The organism is Rhodococcus sp. MT28 (assembly GCF_058792695.1).
The window spans coordinates 406,146-420,847 of the sequence record NZ_JBXAFD010000004.1 but is presented as its reverse complement, the minus strand read 5'-3'; the positions used below and the strand labels follow the sequence as shown (position 1 = coordinate 420,847).

Sequence of the window (14,702 nt, the reverse complement as noted above, 5' to 3'; positions counted from 1 at the left end):
TTGCCCTGTTGCCCTGGGTCCCTGCACACACCACCGGCCCGATGTGACCTGGGTCGCGTCGGGCCGGTGGAGGGCTTCTGTTCAGTTACTTCCGCGCACTCAGTTCGCGCGGTCGGGCTCGGATGCCTTCAGCATGTCGTGACGCTCGACGACCTTGATGCGCTCACGGCCCTCGGGCTCGCCCAGGCTGCGCTCGTGCGCGTCGAGGCGGTACCAGCCCTGCCAGGTCGTGTACGGAACCTGCTTGCCTTCGAGGAACTCGATGACTGCGTTCTCGTCGGGGTTCGCGGCGCCCGCGAAGTCGACGGAATCCTCGAGAAGATTCGCGACGGTTTCGTTGGCGTCACCCTTGGTGTGGCCGATGAGGCCGACGGGGCCGCGCTTGATCCAGCCGGTGACGTAGGTGGCCGGCATGAACCGGGCTGCGCCCTCGGCGTTGTCGTCGGCGACGACGCGTCCGGCGTCGTTGGGGACGGTGCCGGCCTGGTCGTCGAACGGCAACTGCGTGATGTTCTGCGAGAGGTAACCGACGGCGCGGTACACGGCCTGGACATCCCAGTCCTTGTACGTGCCGGTGCCCTTGACGTTGCCGGTGCCGTCGAGCTGAGTGCGCTCGGTGCGCAGGCCGACGACTTTGCCGTCTTCACCGAGGATCTCCGTGGGAGATTCGAAGAAGTGCAGGAACAGCTTGTGAGGACGGGCTCCGACGTCGCGAATTGCCCAGTCCTGCAGCGTATTCGCAACCATGTCGACCTGCTTGGAGTTGCGGCGAGCCTGCTCGGAACCCTCGTCGTAGTCGATGTCCTCGGGGTCGACGATGACCTCGATGGTCGGCGAGTGGTCGAGTTCGCGCAGTTCGAGAGGGGTGAACTTGGCCTGGGCCGGGCCGCGGCGTCCGAAGACGTGAACCTCGACGGCCTTGTTGTTCTTGAGGCCCTCGTAGACGTTGGCGGGGATCTCGGTCGGCAGCAGTTCGTCGCCGGTCTTGGCGAGAACGCGGGCGATGTCGAGGGCAACGTTGCCGACGCCGAGGACGGCGACCTTCTCGGCTTCGAGCGGCCACGTACGCGGTACGTCGGGGTGGCCGTCGTACCAGGAGACGAAGTCGGCCGCGCCGTAGCTGCCGTCGAGTTCGATACCCGGGATGCCGAGCGCACGGTCGGCGTTGGCGCCGGTGGAGAAGATGACCGCGTCGTAGAACGACTGCAGGTCGTCGAGGGTGATGTCGGTGCCGTAGTCGATGTTGCCGAGCAGGCGTACCTGAGGCTTGTCGAGCACCTTGTGCAGGGCGGTGATGATGCCCTTGATGCGCGGATGATCGGGCGCGACGCCGTAACGAATCAGGCCGAAGGGCGCGGGCATGCGCTCGAAGAGGTCGATGCTGACGCCGCGGCCGGAAACTGCGGTGTCGGATTTCATGAGGGCGTCGGCGGCGTAGATGCCGGCGGGGCCGGCGCCGACGATCGCGACCCGGAGTGGGCGGTTGGAGTCAGTCATCGTGAGGACAGCTACCTTCTTCGAAGTTCGGACAACATATCGACAAGTATCCAATTTAGCCGAACCTAAGCACAGTGCCTCGGTTGCGGCCGAACGGATCCACACTCTCACTCGATCGGTTGTGGGTAAACCTATTCTTTCCTCCCATTCTCCAGTTGTCTCGGGTATCCGGGGTAGGGGCCTGATCCTTGACGGGCCACAATTTCAAGTTGTGGGGGACTATTGGCGTTATGAGTGACGAGCTGCGCGAATCCGACAACATCGATGGCAAGAAGGCGTCTGCGGGGCCGTTCCTCTTGGCTGTCGCCATCGTCGCCTTGATCCTGGGTGGAATCTTCGTCGCATCGTGGATCTCGCCGGCCGAGGAGAACGTCACCGAGTCGGACCGCGTGAGCCGCTCCGTCACCGACTACGTCGATGCCGAGAATCGGAATGACGCGGAGACGGTCAAGACCCTGACCTGCGCGAGCTTCAATTCGAGCACTGGTCCGATGGCCGGCGTCGACGGAACGGTCGAACTGAAGGGTGTGGACGGGGTCGCGGTCAACGGCGATCGCGCCCGGGCCGACGTGACGATCACCGGTGGCGGAGCGGGCGAGCGAGTCTCGACCTGGGCCCTGACCCGTGACGGCAACCGTTGGGTCGTCTGCAACTGACGGCCCGCTCAGGCGCTCACGGCAGTCTTGTGAAAACATGGACTACGTGAGTTACGCAGGCGATCTGACGCCGGAGCAAGCCTGGGAGCTGCTCCGCGAAAACCCCGACGCCGTGCTGGTCGACGTGCGGACCGATGCGGAGTGGAAGTACGTCGGTGTCCCCGATGTGTCCTCCCTCGGCAAGCAGGCCGCACTGATCGAATGGGTGAGCCACCCGACCGGCGCGCGCAATGACAACTTCGTCGACCAGTTGAAGGAAGCCGGCATCACTGCTGATTCCTCCGGGTCGGAGCGTCCGGTGATTTTCCTGTGTCGATCCGGACAGCGTTCCATCGGTGCGGCGGAAGCTGCGACTGCGGCGGGCATCGGCCCGTCGTACAACGTGCTCGACGGGTTCGAAGGCGCATTGGGTGCCGACGGACATCGCGGACTTGTAGGTTGGCGGGCCATCGGCTTGCCGTGGAGGCAGCAGTGAGCGGAATTCCCCAGGGTGGCGCATTTCAACGGGCGCTGCCGGACGACGTCGGTCTCGGCACTCTCGGTGTTCGCGGCGGACTGATGCGTACCGGGTTCGAGGAGACTTCCGAAGCGCTGTTCCTCAACTCCGGATTCGTCTACGAGAGTGCAGAAGCCGCCGAACAAGCCTTCACCGGCGAGGTGGATCATTTTGTCTACTCCCGCTACGGCAACCCGACCGTCAAGATGTTCGAAGAGCGTCTGCGTCTCATCGAAGGTGCAGAAGCGTGCTTTGCGACGGCCAGCGGAATGTCGGCAGTCTTCACGGCGTTGGGCGCACTGTTGGCCAACGGCGACCGATTGGTTGCCGCGCGCAGCCTCTTCGGATCCTGCTTCGTCGTGTGCAACGAGATTCTTCCGCGCTGGGGAGTCGAGGTCGTCTTCGTCGACGGTGAAGACAATGCGCAGTGGGAAGAGGCGCTCTCGGTGCCAACCACCGCCGTGTTCTTCGAGACGCCGTCCAACCCGATGCAGTCCCTCGTCGACGTTCGGAGGGTGTCGGAGCTTGCTCATGCTGCCGGCGCAAAGGTAGTGCTGGACAACGTCTTCGCGACGCCGCTTCTGCAGCGCAGCCTCGATCTGGGTGCCGACGTCGTGGTGTACTCCGGCACCAAGCACATCGACGGTCAGGGCCGCGTGCTTGGTGGCGCGATCCTCGGTACCGAAGAATACATCAGCGGTCCCGTTCGAGAACTGATGCGGCACACCGGTCCTGCGCTCAGTCCATTCAATGCGTGGACTCTGCTCAAGGGCCTGGAGACGATGCCGGTCCGTATTCGGCACTCCGTGGCTTCGGCACTCGAGATCGCCGAATTCCTCGAAGGACACTCCGGCGTCAAGTGGGTCAAGTATCCGTACCTGACGTCGCATCCGCAGCACGAGCTCGCGAAGTCTCAGATGAGCGGTGGCGGAACGGTTGTCACGTTCGAGCTCGATGCGCCTGACGGAGAGGGCAAGAAGCGGGCGTTCGAGGTTCTCAACGGCCTGCGCGTCATCGACATCTCCAACAACTTGGGAGATTCCAAGTCGTTGATCACTCACCCCGCCACGACAACGCACCGGGCCATGGGTCCGGAAGGCCGTGCAGCAGTGGGTCTTACAGACGGCGTTGTCCGTCTGTCCGTCGGGCTCGAAGACACGGCTGATCTGTTGGCTGATCTGAAGCGAGCACTCGGCTGAATCGCTGGAGCGCCTTGCCTCGAACTTCCGACGGCAAGGCGTTCTACGGTGCGGGCGTGAGACCCAGTTGTTTGACGTCGATCGTCAACGCCGTCGTATTCAGTGTGAGACCTGAGCTTGTCGTGTCGGTGGGGTAGATCGTGAACAACACCTGCGCCGTCAGATTGGTGTTGTTCAGCGCCGACGTGACCGCGATGAGGTTCGGCGTCGGTGCTGTGCTGTCGTACAGCAGATTGTTGCTCTGATCCGTGACGTACGTGCGAAGGTCGATGTTGGCGGCTGCGAGCCCGCCGCTCAACTTGGTCTTGTCGACTGTCACGTTCGCTTTCAGACGTGGGCCGGTGGCCATCACCTTCGAATCGCAGAAATACGTGTAGTTGAATCCGGGCTTGAGCCGGTAGGTAGTGATGTCCGGGATATATACGAGTGGATTCGGATTGGTGGGCGCGTTGACGTAGACCTGCGAATACCAGCCCCCGCCGCTCGTGGTCACGCATGCTCCCAGATCCAGGGTCCCGGACTGGACAGCGGCGCTTGTCAGGGTCGCACTGTCGGTCCACTTCGCCAATGTGCCCGAACCGCCGAGCAATACGGCTCCGGTCGCGGCAACTGCCATGGCAGCTTTCGTTGTCTTTCTCATCACGGCACCAGCGCCTTGATCTCGTCCGGAAGTTCGCTCGGGGCAGGAGATTCGGCCCAGACTCCCGTTGACGTGTCGATGACGGTGACGCCGCCAGTGGTGATCACATACAACTGATCGGTTCCGGTGAGCCAATGCAGGACAGCGTCGCTGTCAACGGGACCTCGATATACCTCAGCGCCCGATGAATTCGACACGGACACAACCGTTCCGCTGGCAGTCGAGAGCTTCTGGGCGCTGAGACCGGTCGTGGTCGCCGGGGCGTCGACGGGAACCTCGCTCGGGGTGGTCGTAGTTGGTGGCACCGTTGTCGTTGTAGCGGTCGTCGTCTGGGGCGCCGTAGTTGTAGCCGGTGACGAGGTGGTTGTCGACGGTGCAGTTGTGCTGGTGGTTGTCACAGCCGGCGCCAATGTCGTGGTGGGCGTGGTGGATGAGGCGGTCGTGGAAGTGACGGCCGTAGTAGGAGTGCTCGGAGCGTCTGCCGCCAGTGCCGGCGCTGCCGATCGACTGAGAGCAGATGTCCCGCTGATCGGACCGCCACACGAGTAGAGCAGGCCGACGAGAATGCTGAATTGGTAGCCGGAGTACGACGGCGTGACCGACGTGCCGCTCAGTCCATGGATTTCGATGTTGTAGGTGCCGACGATGAGCGGGAACGCGACTGTTGTACCGCCCGAGCCGTATCTCATGGAGCCTGTAGTAGACGTTGCGGTGTAGTCATTCGATCCCAACAAGGATCCGTTGCTATCGCGGGCAATGAGACGGTATGAGCTTCCGACAGTCGCGGGCCAGGTGATTGTCACCGCGACCGGAACAACGAGCGCAAAATTCACCGCGCAACTGGCTGTGCTTGGAGACGTGGGAAAGGTTGCAGCAGTGCCGAACTGAATGCTTGTTGCCGTGGCCGTGTCGGTGTACCCCGCCTTGGTGCCACCGATCTGGGACGCACCGACAACAGTGAGGCCGACCGTTGCCAATGCGACGATTGCCTTGAAGGCGTGGGAATCGCCGTGCGCGTCCTGACGATCCAGGCTGGGTTCCCCTTCATCCGGTCTTTTTCGTGGGCGAAATGCGATGTACAGCAGTCCTCCGACGGTAATCGCACCAAGCACAAGCCCACTCGGTCCGGACAGCCAGACTGCCACGTATCCGAGGCGGTTGATGCTGAAGAAGACGCGATCGGCTTCGGTGATGACGTAGGGATCGGGATCGGCGATCGGATTTGCATCACCACGCAGTTGTGCGACGGCAAGGTTGTTGCCCTGCTGATCTATTGATTCCACACGATGGGTGATGCGCGTGCCTTGGCTGTCGGAGACGCTGACGATGTCACCGACCAGCACTTCCGAAGCAGGCACGGTGCGCGCGAATGCGAGAGCACCGGTATCGATCGTGGGTGACATCGATCCACTCCGAAAGATCAGCGGGGTGATACCGAAAGCCAGACCGGCGATGAAAATGATGATGGATACCAAGCCTGCGAGGGCTCCCAGACTGAGCAGGACTTCCCGTACCCGGTTCGGCATCGAGGCCTTTGCATGTTTTTTCGTGTGTCGAGCCATTGCCATCACACCTTTGCCGTGAAGGTCAGGACGATGTTCGACGTGCTGTTCGTCGGCGGTGTCGGTGTTGTCGGAAGCTGCACCGAGACACATAAATTCTCGGTAGCCCCTACCGCCAGTGGGCGGTCGGGGCTACCGATGGCTTGATTCGCGGTGAGTGTCAGCGCGAGCGAGGACACCACGTTGGTGCCGTCAGTGCACTTGTTGGCAACAGTTCCGTTGGAGGAAACCGTCATTCGTAGAGAAGTCGTCAACGCACCATCACTCGTAGACGTGATCGTGTACTTCAGTGGGACAGTTGACGCTGTGCCCAGGTTGTTGACCTTGATCAGAGCGGTGTTCGAATCACCGGGAATCATTCCGGACTTGCCAAGCTCACTGAAATTCAGGGACTTGGTCAGGGTGGGCTGGGCGGTGCTGTTCAACTGCAGATTGATAGAACCCGTCGTGATGTTGCCCGAGGTTGCCGTGGCGGAAGACGTCCAGGCCGCGAGCGTGGTCACTCCGCCGACACCAAGCACCATCCCCAGCGCGAGCAGCGCGCGAAAACGCGTGCTGGTCAACAGGTGACGAATCCGATGGGCCGGACGGTCAGGGCGCGAGGGCATCGTGCTGGCCTTTCTCGATCTGGGCGGAGTCTGCGGGCGCGAAAGTTGCAGGGTCAGGAGCCAATCGGGCTCGAGCTCGCTCCTTCCGGCCGTCACGGATGCCGCTGATCATCATGTACGACGCGTACAGCAGTAGAGCGGTCACGACTATCACCACGATCACGGTGCGCTGCTCTCCCGTCAGCCAGGTGTTCACGTAACCGAGATAAGGCAGGCTGTACCAGACCTTTCCCCGGATCTGCACCGGCCGTACTTCCTTCTCGTCAGGCTCACCGTTCGCATCGCCCTGGGTGATGAAAGTTCTTTCACCCTTCTGGTTTTCACTTGTGGCGATGATCCGGTGCGTGACGACGGTCGGCTGACCCGATTCCAGCTGGTACGTAATAGGTGTACCGATCCCCAGTTCGGACGGATCGACAGGTTTGACCACTACCAGTGATCCAGGGTTGTACGTCGGGCGCATCGAACCGGTCAGAATCGTGAAGCGCTGTGCTCCGGCAAAGAAGGGAACGACAATCGTTGCGACGATGACTGCCGAAATTGCCAGCAGCAGTGTCCAGCTGACAATCGAGGTGACCCACCACAGAGGGCCGGTACGTTCACCGCGTTTGGTCGAGTGTTTTGTCATACCGGACCTGCCTGGAACGTGAAGGTGGCCTTGTTCGTTTGACCGGAGACCGCACCAGAGTCCACCGCGAGCCGCAGACACAAGACGTAGGTGCCGCCAGGCACGAGCGGATCCGGCATGTACGCCGGTGAAACCGGGTGCTGCAGCGACGCGGTCATCGGTGCTGACATCAGGGATGGAACCGCAGGAGCTGCCGTGTTCACGCCGGTCGGGCAGGCGCCTTCGTTGTCGACGCCGTACGTGGTCAACGTGAATCCCGGAAGTGGCGTGGTCGTCGACTGCATTCGCCACCGCAGAGGATCAGCCCCCGAATTCTTGACGGTGAGCGGTGCTTGCACCGTGTTTCCCGGGACAACGGGCGTCGCGGCCGTCGTCAAGTTCGCCAGGGTGTACGCCGCACTGGTTCCGGCAGATGTACCAACCGTGAGGTTGACGCTGGCGGCTGTCGCCGTACCGCCATTCGCGCTCGCCGAATCGGACCACAGCGCGAGCGACTGCTGCGACGATGCGAACACCGCTACAGCAGCCACCGCGACTGCGATCGCTCCCCAGACCTTTTTCCTCATGAAATTACGGGGCCGGTGTCAGTGCTGTCTGAGTGACGACCAACTTCATCGCCGACAAGTTCAGCGACTGGTTCTGCGCGACCTGATTGGCCACCTCGTTGAAGTTCAGCCGGACTCCGACGTGGACGATCGTTCCGTTCTGGGCTTTGGTGATCTGCGAAATCGGGTTGCCACCAGTGTCCTTGATTGTCGTCACGGGCACGACAGCAGCGGCAAGCTCGGCGCTGTTCGCACCCGGAACGATTCCGGCCGTATCAGCGGTCAGAACAGCCGCGAGACGATCGCCCACTGCGGTCACAGTGACGTCGCAGGTGTATTCGATGCTTTCGGTCGTGACGACGCGGTAGGCCGAAATGTTGGTGATCGCGGTCTTCGTCGGGTTGAGGGAGTTCCAACCCCCGCCGACCGGTGCGCAAGAGCTCAGGTCGAGGGCGCCGGACGTGACGGGCCCGCCGCCACTGACGTCGGCCGAATCGCTCCAGACTGCGAGCGAGCCGGCACCGCCGAGGAGGAGGGCACCGGCCGCCGCAGCAGCGATCGCACCCTTGGTCTGCTTCTTCATGAAAATCTCATTTCATGTCTGGGACCCGAAATGGGGCCATTCAGACATGAGTATCAGACACGGCAAACGATTCGTTACCACTTTTCGAAAAATCAATTTTACGACTGGAGTCCAACTGTCACTCGGTGTCGAAATGATCTTTGACCTGCGTCTAACTACTCGTTTGTAAGTTTGGTGCGAATAAAACCGTTGGTTTGTTCAGTTGGACAAAGCGGACGAGTCGGAACCTGGCAAATCTGCTGTTTTTTACCAGTTAATTACCGAGTTTCAGTTTTGTTTTGCAATTTGAATCAATTGTTTGTGTTGCTACGAAATGGATCGGTTGTTGTTCCCACAAGATCGGCGACCGACTCGAGGACGATGGTCGGGCGGTAGGGATAGAGCTCTACCGACGCGCGGGTCGAGATCCCGGTCATCACCAGAATCGTCTGCAGTCCGGCTTCGAGGCCACAGACGATGTCGGTGTCCATGCGGTCGCCGATCATCAACGTATTGGCGGAATGAGCGCCGATGGACCGCAGGGCTGAGCGCATCATCAAGGCGTTGGGCTTGCCGACGTAGTAGGGATCGCGTCCGGTTGCCTTGGTGATGAGTGCCGCGACCGAGCCGGTGGCCGGCAGCGAGCCGTCTCGCGACGGTCCAGTGGCGTCCGGGTTGGTGGCGATGAACCGTGATCCACGCTCGACCAGGCGAATGGCGGTGGTGATTGCCTCGAAGGAGTACGTTCGCGTCTCGCCGAGTACGACGTAGTCGGGGTCGCTGTCCGTCAGCACGTAACCGATGTCGTGCAGGGCAGTGGTCAGGCCCGATTCGCCGACCACGTAGGCGCTGCCGCCTGGCCGCTGGTTGGCCAGGAACGTCGCGGTTGCGAGCGCTGACGTCCAGATCGACTTCTCTGGGATGTCGAGTCCCGAATTGAGCAGGCGTGCTCGCAGGTCACGCGGGGTGCGGATGGAGTTGTTGGTGAGCACCATGTACGGGATGTCGTTCGACGCCAGCTCTGCCAGGAACGTGTCCGCTCCAGGTATCAAGTGCTCCTCGTGGACGAGAACCCCGTCCATGTCCATGAGGTAGGTCCAACCGGTCTGATCTTCTGTACTGGTCATTACTCCAGTATGTGCGGGTGGCGCCCGATGTGGGCGGTCAAGCGAGAAGGCGCCACAGTCCGATCAGGCCGACGACGACAATCGTGTAGCGCAGTGCAGTGGGGGACAGGCGCCGTCCGTAGCGGGCACCGAGAACGCCACCACCGAGTGAGCCGACGGCGATCAAACCGGCTGCTGCCCAATTGATCTGATCGAATGCCAGAGTGATGTACATCCCTGCTGCAACGATGTTGACGAGCAGCGACAGCAGGTTCTTCGCGCCGTTCATGCGCTGGAGGGTTTCCGGGAGGATGGCACCCATCACACCGATGAGAAGGATGCCCTGCGCGGCAGTGAAGTACCCGCCGTAGATGCCGACTGCAAAAGTGCCGGCGGTCAGGAGCATCAGCCTCTTGGTGGACAGCGTCGTTTCTTCGGTGGAACGCTTCTTGGCCCACGCCTGGATGCGTGGTTGGAGGAGGACGAGCGCGAGAGCGAGGACCAGCAGCACCGGAACGATGGTCTCGAACAGTTTCTCGGGTAGATGCATGAGCAACCACGAACCGAGTAGTGCCCCGGCGAGTGACGCCGGAATCTGCCACTTCAGTCGATCCCACTGTCCGGACAGCTCACGTCGGTAGCCCCAGGTACCCGAAACTCCGCCGGCGACGAGCCCGACCGCGTTGGACATGGTTGCGGTCACGGGCGGCATGCCGAAGGCGACCAGCGTCGGGAACGTGATCAGCGTTCCACTGCCGACCACGGCGTTGATCGCGCCCGCGCCGATACCGGCCAACAAGATGAAGAAAGCGTCGAGTCCACTCACTCCGCAGACGGTACGGCAGAGGAAAAGTCAGTCCGGACGGCGGTCCCGGTCTTCATTCGAACGCTCCATTCAACACGCCGAACGCGGCTTCGGACACCGTTGAAATCAATGCGATTTCAACATCGTAGACACTTCATTTCCCTTGCAGTGCAGGGAAATACAACATTTGACGACTCGACATTTCGCGTCTAGTCTTTGCTCACCATCCAGAGCGACCGAGAGACCTGGCTCGTCGACGTCGCAGCAACCCCCCGAGTGATCGGGAGCGGGTGCTACCGCCAGGACCGATGGAAGGCATCACATGGGTACCACTTCGCACGCTGCGCACAAGCGACGTCACATCGATCTGTGCCGCACCGCTTCGTGTCACTGTCGCTGACCGAACTCTCGTCGTCTTCGCAACTCGAGCGCACCAACTCGAGGACACAGCTGCGTTCCCATTTCCCCGAAAGGTCTATTCGTGATGTCCACTCCGTCAGGTAGCGCGCCGTGAGCGCGCCCACCGATGTCCGCCCCGAAAAGTCGGTGTCCGAGTCGCAACTTCCCGACTCGGAGCTTGTCGTCGCTCGCACCTGGCACCCGCTGCGCTGGGTGATCAGTGCGGTCGTGCTGGTCCTGCTTGCTCAGTTCATCCACGGGCTCGTCGTCAACCCCGGCTGGGACTGGCCGACGTTCGCGCAGTACTTCACCGCGAAATCAGTGCTCGCCGCGTTGTGGATGACGATCAAACTGACCCTGTGGGGGACGATCCTCGGGTTCGGTCTCGGTGTTTTCCTGGCACTCGGTCGGTTGTCGAAGAATCCGGTCCTGCAGGTGATCGCCTGGACCTACATCTGGGCCTTCCGCTCGATTCCACTCATCGTGCAGTTGCTCTTCTGGTTCAACATCACTTACCTGTACCAGACACTTTCTCTCGGAATACCTTTCGGTCCCGAGTTCTTCACCTTCCAGGTCAGCGGTGTGATCGGCGGATTCACCGCGGCAGTCATCGGTTTGGCGCTGCACCAGGCTGCATACTCGGCCGAGATCATTCGCTCCGGAATCATCTCGGTGGATCACGGTCAGATCGAAGCTGCTCACTCGCTCGGCATTCCGCGCAGTCGCCAGTTCTTCAAGATCGTTCTCCCGCAGGCAATGCGGGCGATCCTCCCCAACGCCGCCAACGAGGTCATCGGACTCTTCAAGGGAACGTCGATCGTCTCCACCATGGCAATCGCCGAACTGTTCTACCAGGTGCAGGTCATCTTCGGACGCAACGGACGAGTCGTGCCCCTGCTGATGGTCGCCACGATCTGGTACATCATCCTCACGACGTTGCTCTCGATCGGTCAGTACTACGTGGAGCGCCACTATGCACGAGGATCCGCCCGTGCTCTTCCGTTGACTCCGGTACAGAAGGCGCGCAAGAAGTTCGAAGAGATTCGCGATGCGCGTCTCGATATTCCGAGAGGTGCGACCCGATGACCGCAGAACTGGCCGAAGAGACGGTGTATGCCGTCGAAGCGCGCGGAATTCACAAGTCCTTCGGCACGCTGGAAGTACTTGCCGGCGTTGATCTCCTGGTCCGCAAGGGCGAAGTGACCGTCATTCTCGGTCCGTCGGGTTCCGGTAAGTCCACCTTGCTGCGAACCCTCAATCACCTCGAAAAAGTCGACCGCGGAACCGTACGGATCGACGGAGAGCTGATCGGATACCGGCGCAAGGGAAATCGACTCCACGAACTGCGTGACCGCGAGATCCTGAAACAGCGTTCGCACATCGGATTCGTGTTCCAGAACTTCAACCTGTTTCCGCACCTGACCGCGTTGGAAAACGTGGTGGAAGCGCCGCTCTCGGCCCAGAAGCGTGATCGTGACGAGGTGTACCGCGAGGCCCGCGCACTGCTTGAGCGAGTGGGAGTGGGGGACAAGGCGGACGAGTATCCCCGCCAACTCTCCGGTGGCCAGCAACAGCGCGTCGCGATAGCGCGAGCGCTGGCACTGCGGCCGGCGGTCATTCTCTTCGACGAGCCGACGTCGGCGCTCGACCCGGAACTGGTGGGCGAGGTTCTCGAAGTCCTGGCTCAGCTGGCCCGTGACGGCGCCACCTTGGTGATCGTCACACACGAGGTCGGATTTGCTCGGGAAGTGGCGGACACTGCGGTCTTCATGGACGGCGGCGTCATCGTCGAACAGGGCCCGCCTTCGCAGGTGATCGACAATCCGGTCCACGAACGGACCAAAGCCTTTCTCTCCCGCGTCCTCTGACGCGACCCAGACTCATTCCCGGAAGGAAAAATTGATGTTCTCCACATCCCGTCGCGCGACTTTTCTGATCTCGGCGCTTGCCACCGTCGGATTGCTCAGCGCTGCATGCAGCAGCGCGGACGCCGAGTCCGACGGCGCCCAGGTCACCGCTGCTGCGGGTTACAACCTCACGGCCGATCAGAACCGCATCACCACCGACAAGGTGGATTCAATCGCCGCCGAGCTACCTCAGGACATCCGCGATCGTGGCACGCTGCGCGTCACCGGTAGTGCCGGTTCCGCTCCGCCGCTCCGTTTCTACGCCGACGACGACACCACCCTCATCGGTTCCGAGACCGACTTCGCCTATCTGATCGGTGACGTTCTCGGCTTGAAGGTCGACCTGCAGACAGCAGATTGGGCACAGAACTTCGTCCGGATCGACTCCGGTGAGGCCGACGCCTTCCTCTCCAATGTGACTGTCACAGAAGAGCGTAAGGAGAAGTACGACTTCGCGACCTACCGTCTCGACACCCTCGCCTTCGAAGCCAAGAAGGGTGCCGGAATCTCCATCAAGGAACCCAAGGACGTCGCGGGCAAGAAGATCGCCGTCTCCTCGGGCACCAATCAGGAAGCGCTGCTGGTCAAGTGGAGTGAGCAGAACGTCGCGGCCGGCCTGGCGCCTACCGACATCTCCTACTACCAGAACACCACCGACTACTACCTCCCGCTGCAGTCCGGCCGGATCGACGCCTACTTCGGCCCGAACCCGTCGTCGCAGTTCCACGCCAAGCAGTCGGGGGAGACCGAGGTTGTCGGTGAGTTCTCCGGGGCCGGCGACACCCTGCAGGGGCAGATCGCGGTGCTGGTGAAGAAGGACAACGGCCTGATCAAGGCGATCAACGACGCGATCAACCACACGATCGAGAACGGCACGTACCAGCAGATCCTCGAGCGCTGGAACATCACCAGCGAAGCCGTCGACACGTCCCTGATCAACCCGCCCGGCCTTCCGAAGACCAAGTGAGCTCTCGTCCATGAGTGAGATTTTCGATGTGATCGTCATCGGCGGAGGACTCGTCGGGTCCTCCGCCGCCTGGCGGCTCGCGGCACGCGGACGTAGCGTCGTTCAGCTGGAACAGTTCGGGCCGGGGCACAAGCACGGTGCGTCGCACGGTACTTCGCGTATCTATCGGCAGGCGTACGACAATCACCTGTACACAGGTTTGGCGGCCGACGCGCTGCCGCTGTGGCGGGAGTTGGAGACCACGACGGACATCGGGTTCCTGGAACTCACCGGTGCCGTTGATCACGGCCTGCCGCAGGCCGTGCAGTCCAAGGCGAAGATACTTCTCGAGGCGGGCATCAAGGGTGAGATCCTCACCCCTGCCGAGGCGTCCGCCCGTTGGCCGGGGCTGCGATTCGACACCACGGTGCTCCATCACCCCGACGCAGGCCGGTTGCACGCGGACCGCGCCGTGACCGCTCTGAAGGCAGGAGCGGTGTTTGCCGGTGCCGAGGTCCGTCACGATGTTCGGGTGTTGGCACTCGCGCGAGCGTCCTACGGCGTGGACGTGGTGACGGACAGTGGAACGCTCGCAGCTCGTCAGGTCGTGATCGCGGCCGGTGCGTGGACTGCAGATCTGATCGCAGACAGCGGTCTCGGCTCCGAGATCGTACTGCCGACGCTGCGCACGACACAGGAACAACCGGCACACTTCGCACCGCTCGATCCCGGAGTCGAGTGGCCGAGTTTCGTCCACCACACCGGCGCAGAATTGGAGACCGCGGGGATCTACGGGCTCGGTTCCGAGGACGGGATCAAGATCGGCGAACACGCGACCGGGCCGGTGGTGACTCCGCAGACCCGTGACTACACCCCTGATGTCGACGGAGAGCAGCGATTGGCCCAGTACGCCGAGTCGTGGTTGCCCGGCGTCGATTCCACCCGTGTCGAGTCGATCACGTGCCTGTACACGAGCACGCCGGACAGTAACTTCGTCATCGACCGAGTCGGCGCCGTCACAGTGGCGGCGGGGTTCTCGGGGCATGGGTTCAAGTTCGGTCCGGCCTTGGGAGAACTTGTGGCGGACCTCGTCGACGGAACCACCCTCGCTCCGGAAGTTTTCAGGCTGGGGGAGCGTTGACCAGA

General features: G+C 61.9%; 17 protein-coding genes and 1 riboswitch. Of the genes, 8 read left to right on the top strand and 9 right to left on the bottom strand.

The features are described 5' to 3' along the window. Positions 1-99 precede the first annotated feature (99 nt). The gene (locus AC1Q6C_RS18405; RefSeq protein WP_003944405.1) at positions 100-1,497 is read right to left on the bottom strand and encodes an FAD-dependent oxidoreductase; all 1,398 of its coding nucleotides are present in this window, start codon (positions 1,495-1,497) and stop codon (positions 100-102) included. A 230-nt stretch (positions 1,498-1,727) separates the two neighbouring features. On the opposite strand from AC1Q6C_RS18405, the gene AC1Q6C_RS18400 reads away from it, so the two are divergent. The 3 genes from AC1Q6C_RS18400 to AC1Q6C_RS18390 are packed head-to-tail and all read left to right on the top strand — an operon-like array spanning position 1,728 to position 3,848. Beyond that, positions 1,728-2,153: an Rv0361 family membrane protein gene (locus tag AC1Q6C_RS18400; RefSeq protein ID WP_214514583.1), complete on the top strand. Its 426-nt coding sequence runs from the start codon at positions 1,728-1,730 to the stop codon at positions 2,151-2,153. A gap of 46 nt (positions 2,154-2,199) precedes the next feature. Continuing rightward, positions 2,200-2,628, top strand: coding sequence for a rhodanese-like domain-containing protein (locus AC1Q6C_RS18395; protein WP_007726822.1), 429 nt, complete (start codon positions 2,200-2,202; stop codon positions 2,626-2,628). Further along, on the top strand, positions 2,625-3,848 hold the full coding sequence (locus AC1Q6C_RS18390) for an O-succinylhomoserine sulfhydrylase (RefSeq protein ID WP_172403504.1): 1,224 nt from the start codon (positions 2,625-2,627) through the stop codon (positions 3,846-3,848). The genes AC1Q6C_RS18395 and AC1Q6C_RS18390 overlap by 4 nt, the downstream gene beginning before the upstream one ends. Positions 3,849-3,891: 43 nt before the next feature. Here AC1Q6C_RS18390 and AC1Q6C_RS18385 read toward each other — a convergent pair whose 3' ends face one another. From AC1Q6C_RS18385 to AC1Q6C_RS18350, 8 genes are all read right to left on the bottom strand, one after another. Further along, positions 3,892-4,488 (bottom strand): alternate-type signal peptide domain-containing protein, encoded by a 597-nt coding sequence (locus AC1Q6C_RS18385; protein ID WP_162114470.1) that lies wholly within the window; start codon positions 4,486-4,488, stop codon positions 3,892-3,894. After that, positions 4,488-6,050 (bottom strand): signal peptidase I, encoded by a 1,563-nt coding sequence (locus AC1Q6C_RS18380; protein WP_230359601.1) that lies wholly within the window; start codon positions 6,048-6,050, stop codon positions 4,488-4,490. The genes AC1Q6C_RS18385 and AC1Q6C_RS18380 overlap by 1 nt, the downstream gene beginning before the upstream one ends. A 5-nt stretch (positions 6,051-6,055) precedes the next feature. Then, positions 6,056-6,613 (bottom strand): SipW-dependent-type signal peptide-containing protein, encoded by a 558-nt coding sequence (locus AC1Q6C_RS18375; protein ID WP_492666727.1) that lies wholly within the window; start codon positions 6,611-6,613, stop codon positions 6,056-6,058. A gap of 28 nt (positions 6,614-6,641) precedes the next feature. Beyond that, entirely contained in the window at positions 6,642-7,286 is a 645-nt protein-coding gene (locus AC1Q6C_RS18370; RefSeq protein ID WP_214514580.1) for a signal peptidase I, read from the bottom strand. Further along, the gene (locus AC1Q6C_RS18365; protein WP_047269468.1) at positions 7,283-7,852 is read right to left on the bottom strand and encodes a hypothetical protein; all 570 of its coding nucleotides are present in this window, start codon (positions 7,850-7,852) and stop codon (positions 7,283-7,285) included. The genes AC1Q6C_RS18370 and AC1Q6C_RS18365 overlap by 4 nt, the downstream gene beginning before the upstream one ends. 4 nt (positions 7,853-7,856) lie before the next feature. Beyond that, the gene (locus tag AC1Q6C_RS18360; RefSeq protein ID WP_205907599.1) at positions 7,857-8,414 is read right to left on the bottom strand and encodes an alternate-type signal peptide domain-containing protein; all 558 of its coding nucleotides are present in this window, start codon (positions 8,412-8,414) and stop codon (positions 7,857-7,859) included. A 290-nt stretch (positions 8,415-8,704) separates the two neighbouring features. Next, a complete protein-coding gene (locus AC1Q6C_RS18355) occupies positions 8,705-9,520 on the bottom strand; it encodes an HAD-IIA family hydrolase (protein ID WP_003944345.1) in 816 nt (271 codons plus the stop codon). 37 nt (positions 9,521-9,557) lie between these two features. Next, positions 9,558-10,325: a sulfite exporter TauE/SafE family protein gene (locus AC1Q6C_RS18350; protein WP_003944404.1), complete on the bottom strand. Its 768-nt coding sequence runs from the start codon at positions 10,323-10,325 to the stop codon at positions 9,558-9,560. Positions 10,326-10,524: 199 nt separating this feature from the next. After that, positions 10,525-10,619, top strand: a riboswitch (SAM riboswitch). A 7-nt stretch (positions 10,620-10,626) separates the two neighbouring features. On the opposite strand from AC1Q6C_RS18350, the gene AC1Q6C_RS18345 reads away from it, so the two are divergent. The 5 genes from AC1Q6C_RS18345 to AC1Q6C_RS18325 all read left to right on the top strand — a co-directional run bounded on the left by AC1Q6C_RS18345 (position 10,627) and on the right by AC1Q6C_RS18325 (position 14,697). Then, positions 10,627-10,704 (top strand): putative leader peptide, encoded by a 78-nt coding sequence (locus tag AC1Q6C_RS18345; protein ID WP_350318888.1) that lies wholly within the window; start codon positions 10,627-10,629, stop codon positions 10,702-10,704. Between the two features lie 110 nt (positions 10,705-10,814). Next, positions 10,815-11,789 carry an amino acid ABC transporter permease gene (locus AC1Q6C_RS18340; protein ID WP_003944440.1) on the top strand — a complete coding sequence of 325 codons (975 nt, stop codon included), beginning with the start codon at positions 10,815-10,817 and terminating at the stop codon, positions 11,787-11,789. Continuing rightward, a complete protein-coding gene (locus AC1Q6C_RS18335) occupies positions 11,786-12,571 on the top strand; it encodes an amino acid ABC transporter ATP-binding protein (protein ID WP_020968833.1) in 786 nt (261 codons plus the stop codon). Before AC1Q6C_RS18340 ends, AC1Q6C_RS18335 begins: the two co-directional genes overlap by 4 nt. Positions 12,572-12,605: 34 nt before the next feature. Beyond that, the gene (locus AC1Q6C_RS18330) at positions 12,606-13,577 is read left to right on the top strand and encodes an ABC transporter substrate-binding protein (RefSeq protein ID WP_007726832.1); all 972 of its coding nucleotides are present in this window, start codon (positions 12,606-12,608) and stop codon (positions 13,575-13,577) included. A gap of 10 nt (positions 13,578-13,587) precedes the next feature. Then, positions 13,588-14,697 (top strand): FAD-dependent oxidoreductase, encoded by a 1,110-nt coding sequence (locus AC1Q6C_RS18325; protein ID WP_125050451.1) that lies wholly within the window; start codon positions 13,588-13,590, stop codon positions 14,695-14,697. Positions 14,698-14,702: the final 5 nt, after the last annotated feature.

Coding starts and splice junctions, on each gene's coding strand:
- AC1Q6C_RS18325 (WP_125050451.1), top strand. CDS start 13,588: ATGAGTGAGATTTTCGATGTGATCGTCATCGGCGGAGGACTCGTCGGG.
- AC1Q6C_RS18385 (WP_162114470.1), bottom strand. CDS start 4,488: ATGAGAAAGACAACGAAAGCTGCCATGGCAGTTGCCGCGACCGGAGCC.
- AC1Q6C_RS18355 (WP_003944345.1), bottom strand. CDS start 9,520: ATGACCAGTACAGAAGATCAGACCGGTTGGACCTACCTCATGGACATG.
- AC1Q6C_RS18365 (WP_047269468.1), bottom strand. CDS start 7,852: ATGAGGAAAAAGGTCTGGGGAGCGATCGCAGTCGCGGTGGCTGCTGTA.
- AC1Q6C_RS18335 (WP_020968833.1), top strand. CDS start 11,786: ATGACCGCAGAACTGGCCGAAGAGACGGTGTATGCCGTCGAAGCGCGC.
- AC1Q6C_RS18330 (WP_007726832.1), top strand. CDS start 12,606: ATGTTCTCCACATCCCGTCGCGCGACTTTTCTGATCTCGGCGCTTGCC.
- AC1Q6C_RS18345 (WP_350318888.1), top strand. CDS start 10,627: ATGGGTACCACTTCGCACGCTGCGCACAAGCGACGTCACATCGATCTG.
- AC1Q6C_RS18360 (WP_205907599.1), bottom strand. CDS start 8,414: ATGAAGAAGCAGACCAAGGGTGCGATCGCTGCTGCGGCGGCCGGTGCC.
- AC1Q6C_RS18405 (WP_003944405.1), bottom strand. CDS start 1,497: ATGACTGACTCCAACCGCCCACTCCGGGTCGCGATCGTCGGCGCCGGC.
- AC1Q6C_RS18370 (WP_214514580.1), bottom strand. CDS start 7,286: ATGACAAAACACTCGACCAAACGCGGTGAACGTACCGGCCCTCTGTGG.
- AC1Q6C_RS18380 (WP_230359601.1), bottom strand. CDS start 6,050: ATGGCTCGACACACGAAAAAACATGCAAAGGCCTCGATGCCGAACCGG.
- AC1Q6C_RS18400 (WP_214514583.1), top strand. CDS start 1,728: ATGAGTGACGAGCTGCGCGAATCCGACAACATCGATGGCAAGAAGGCG.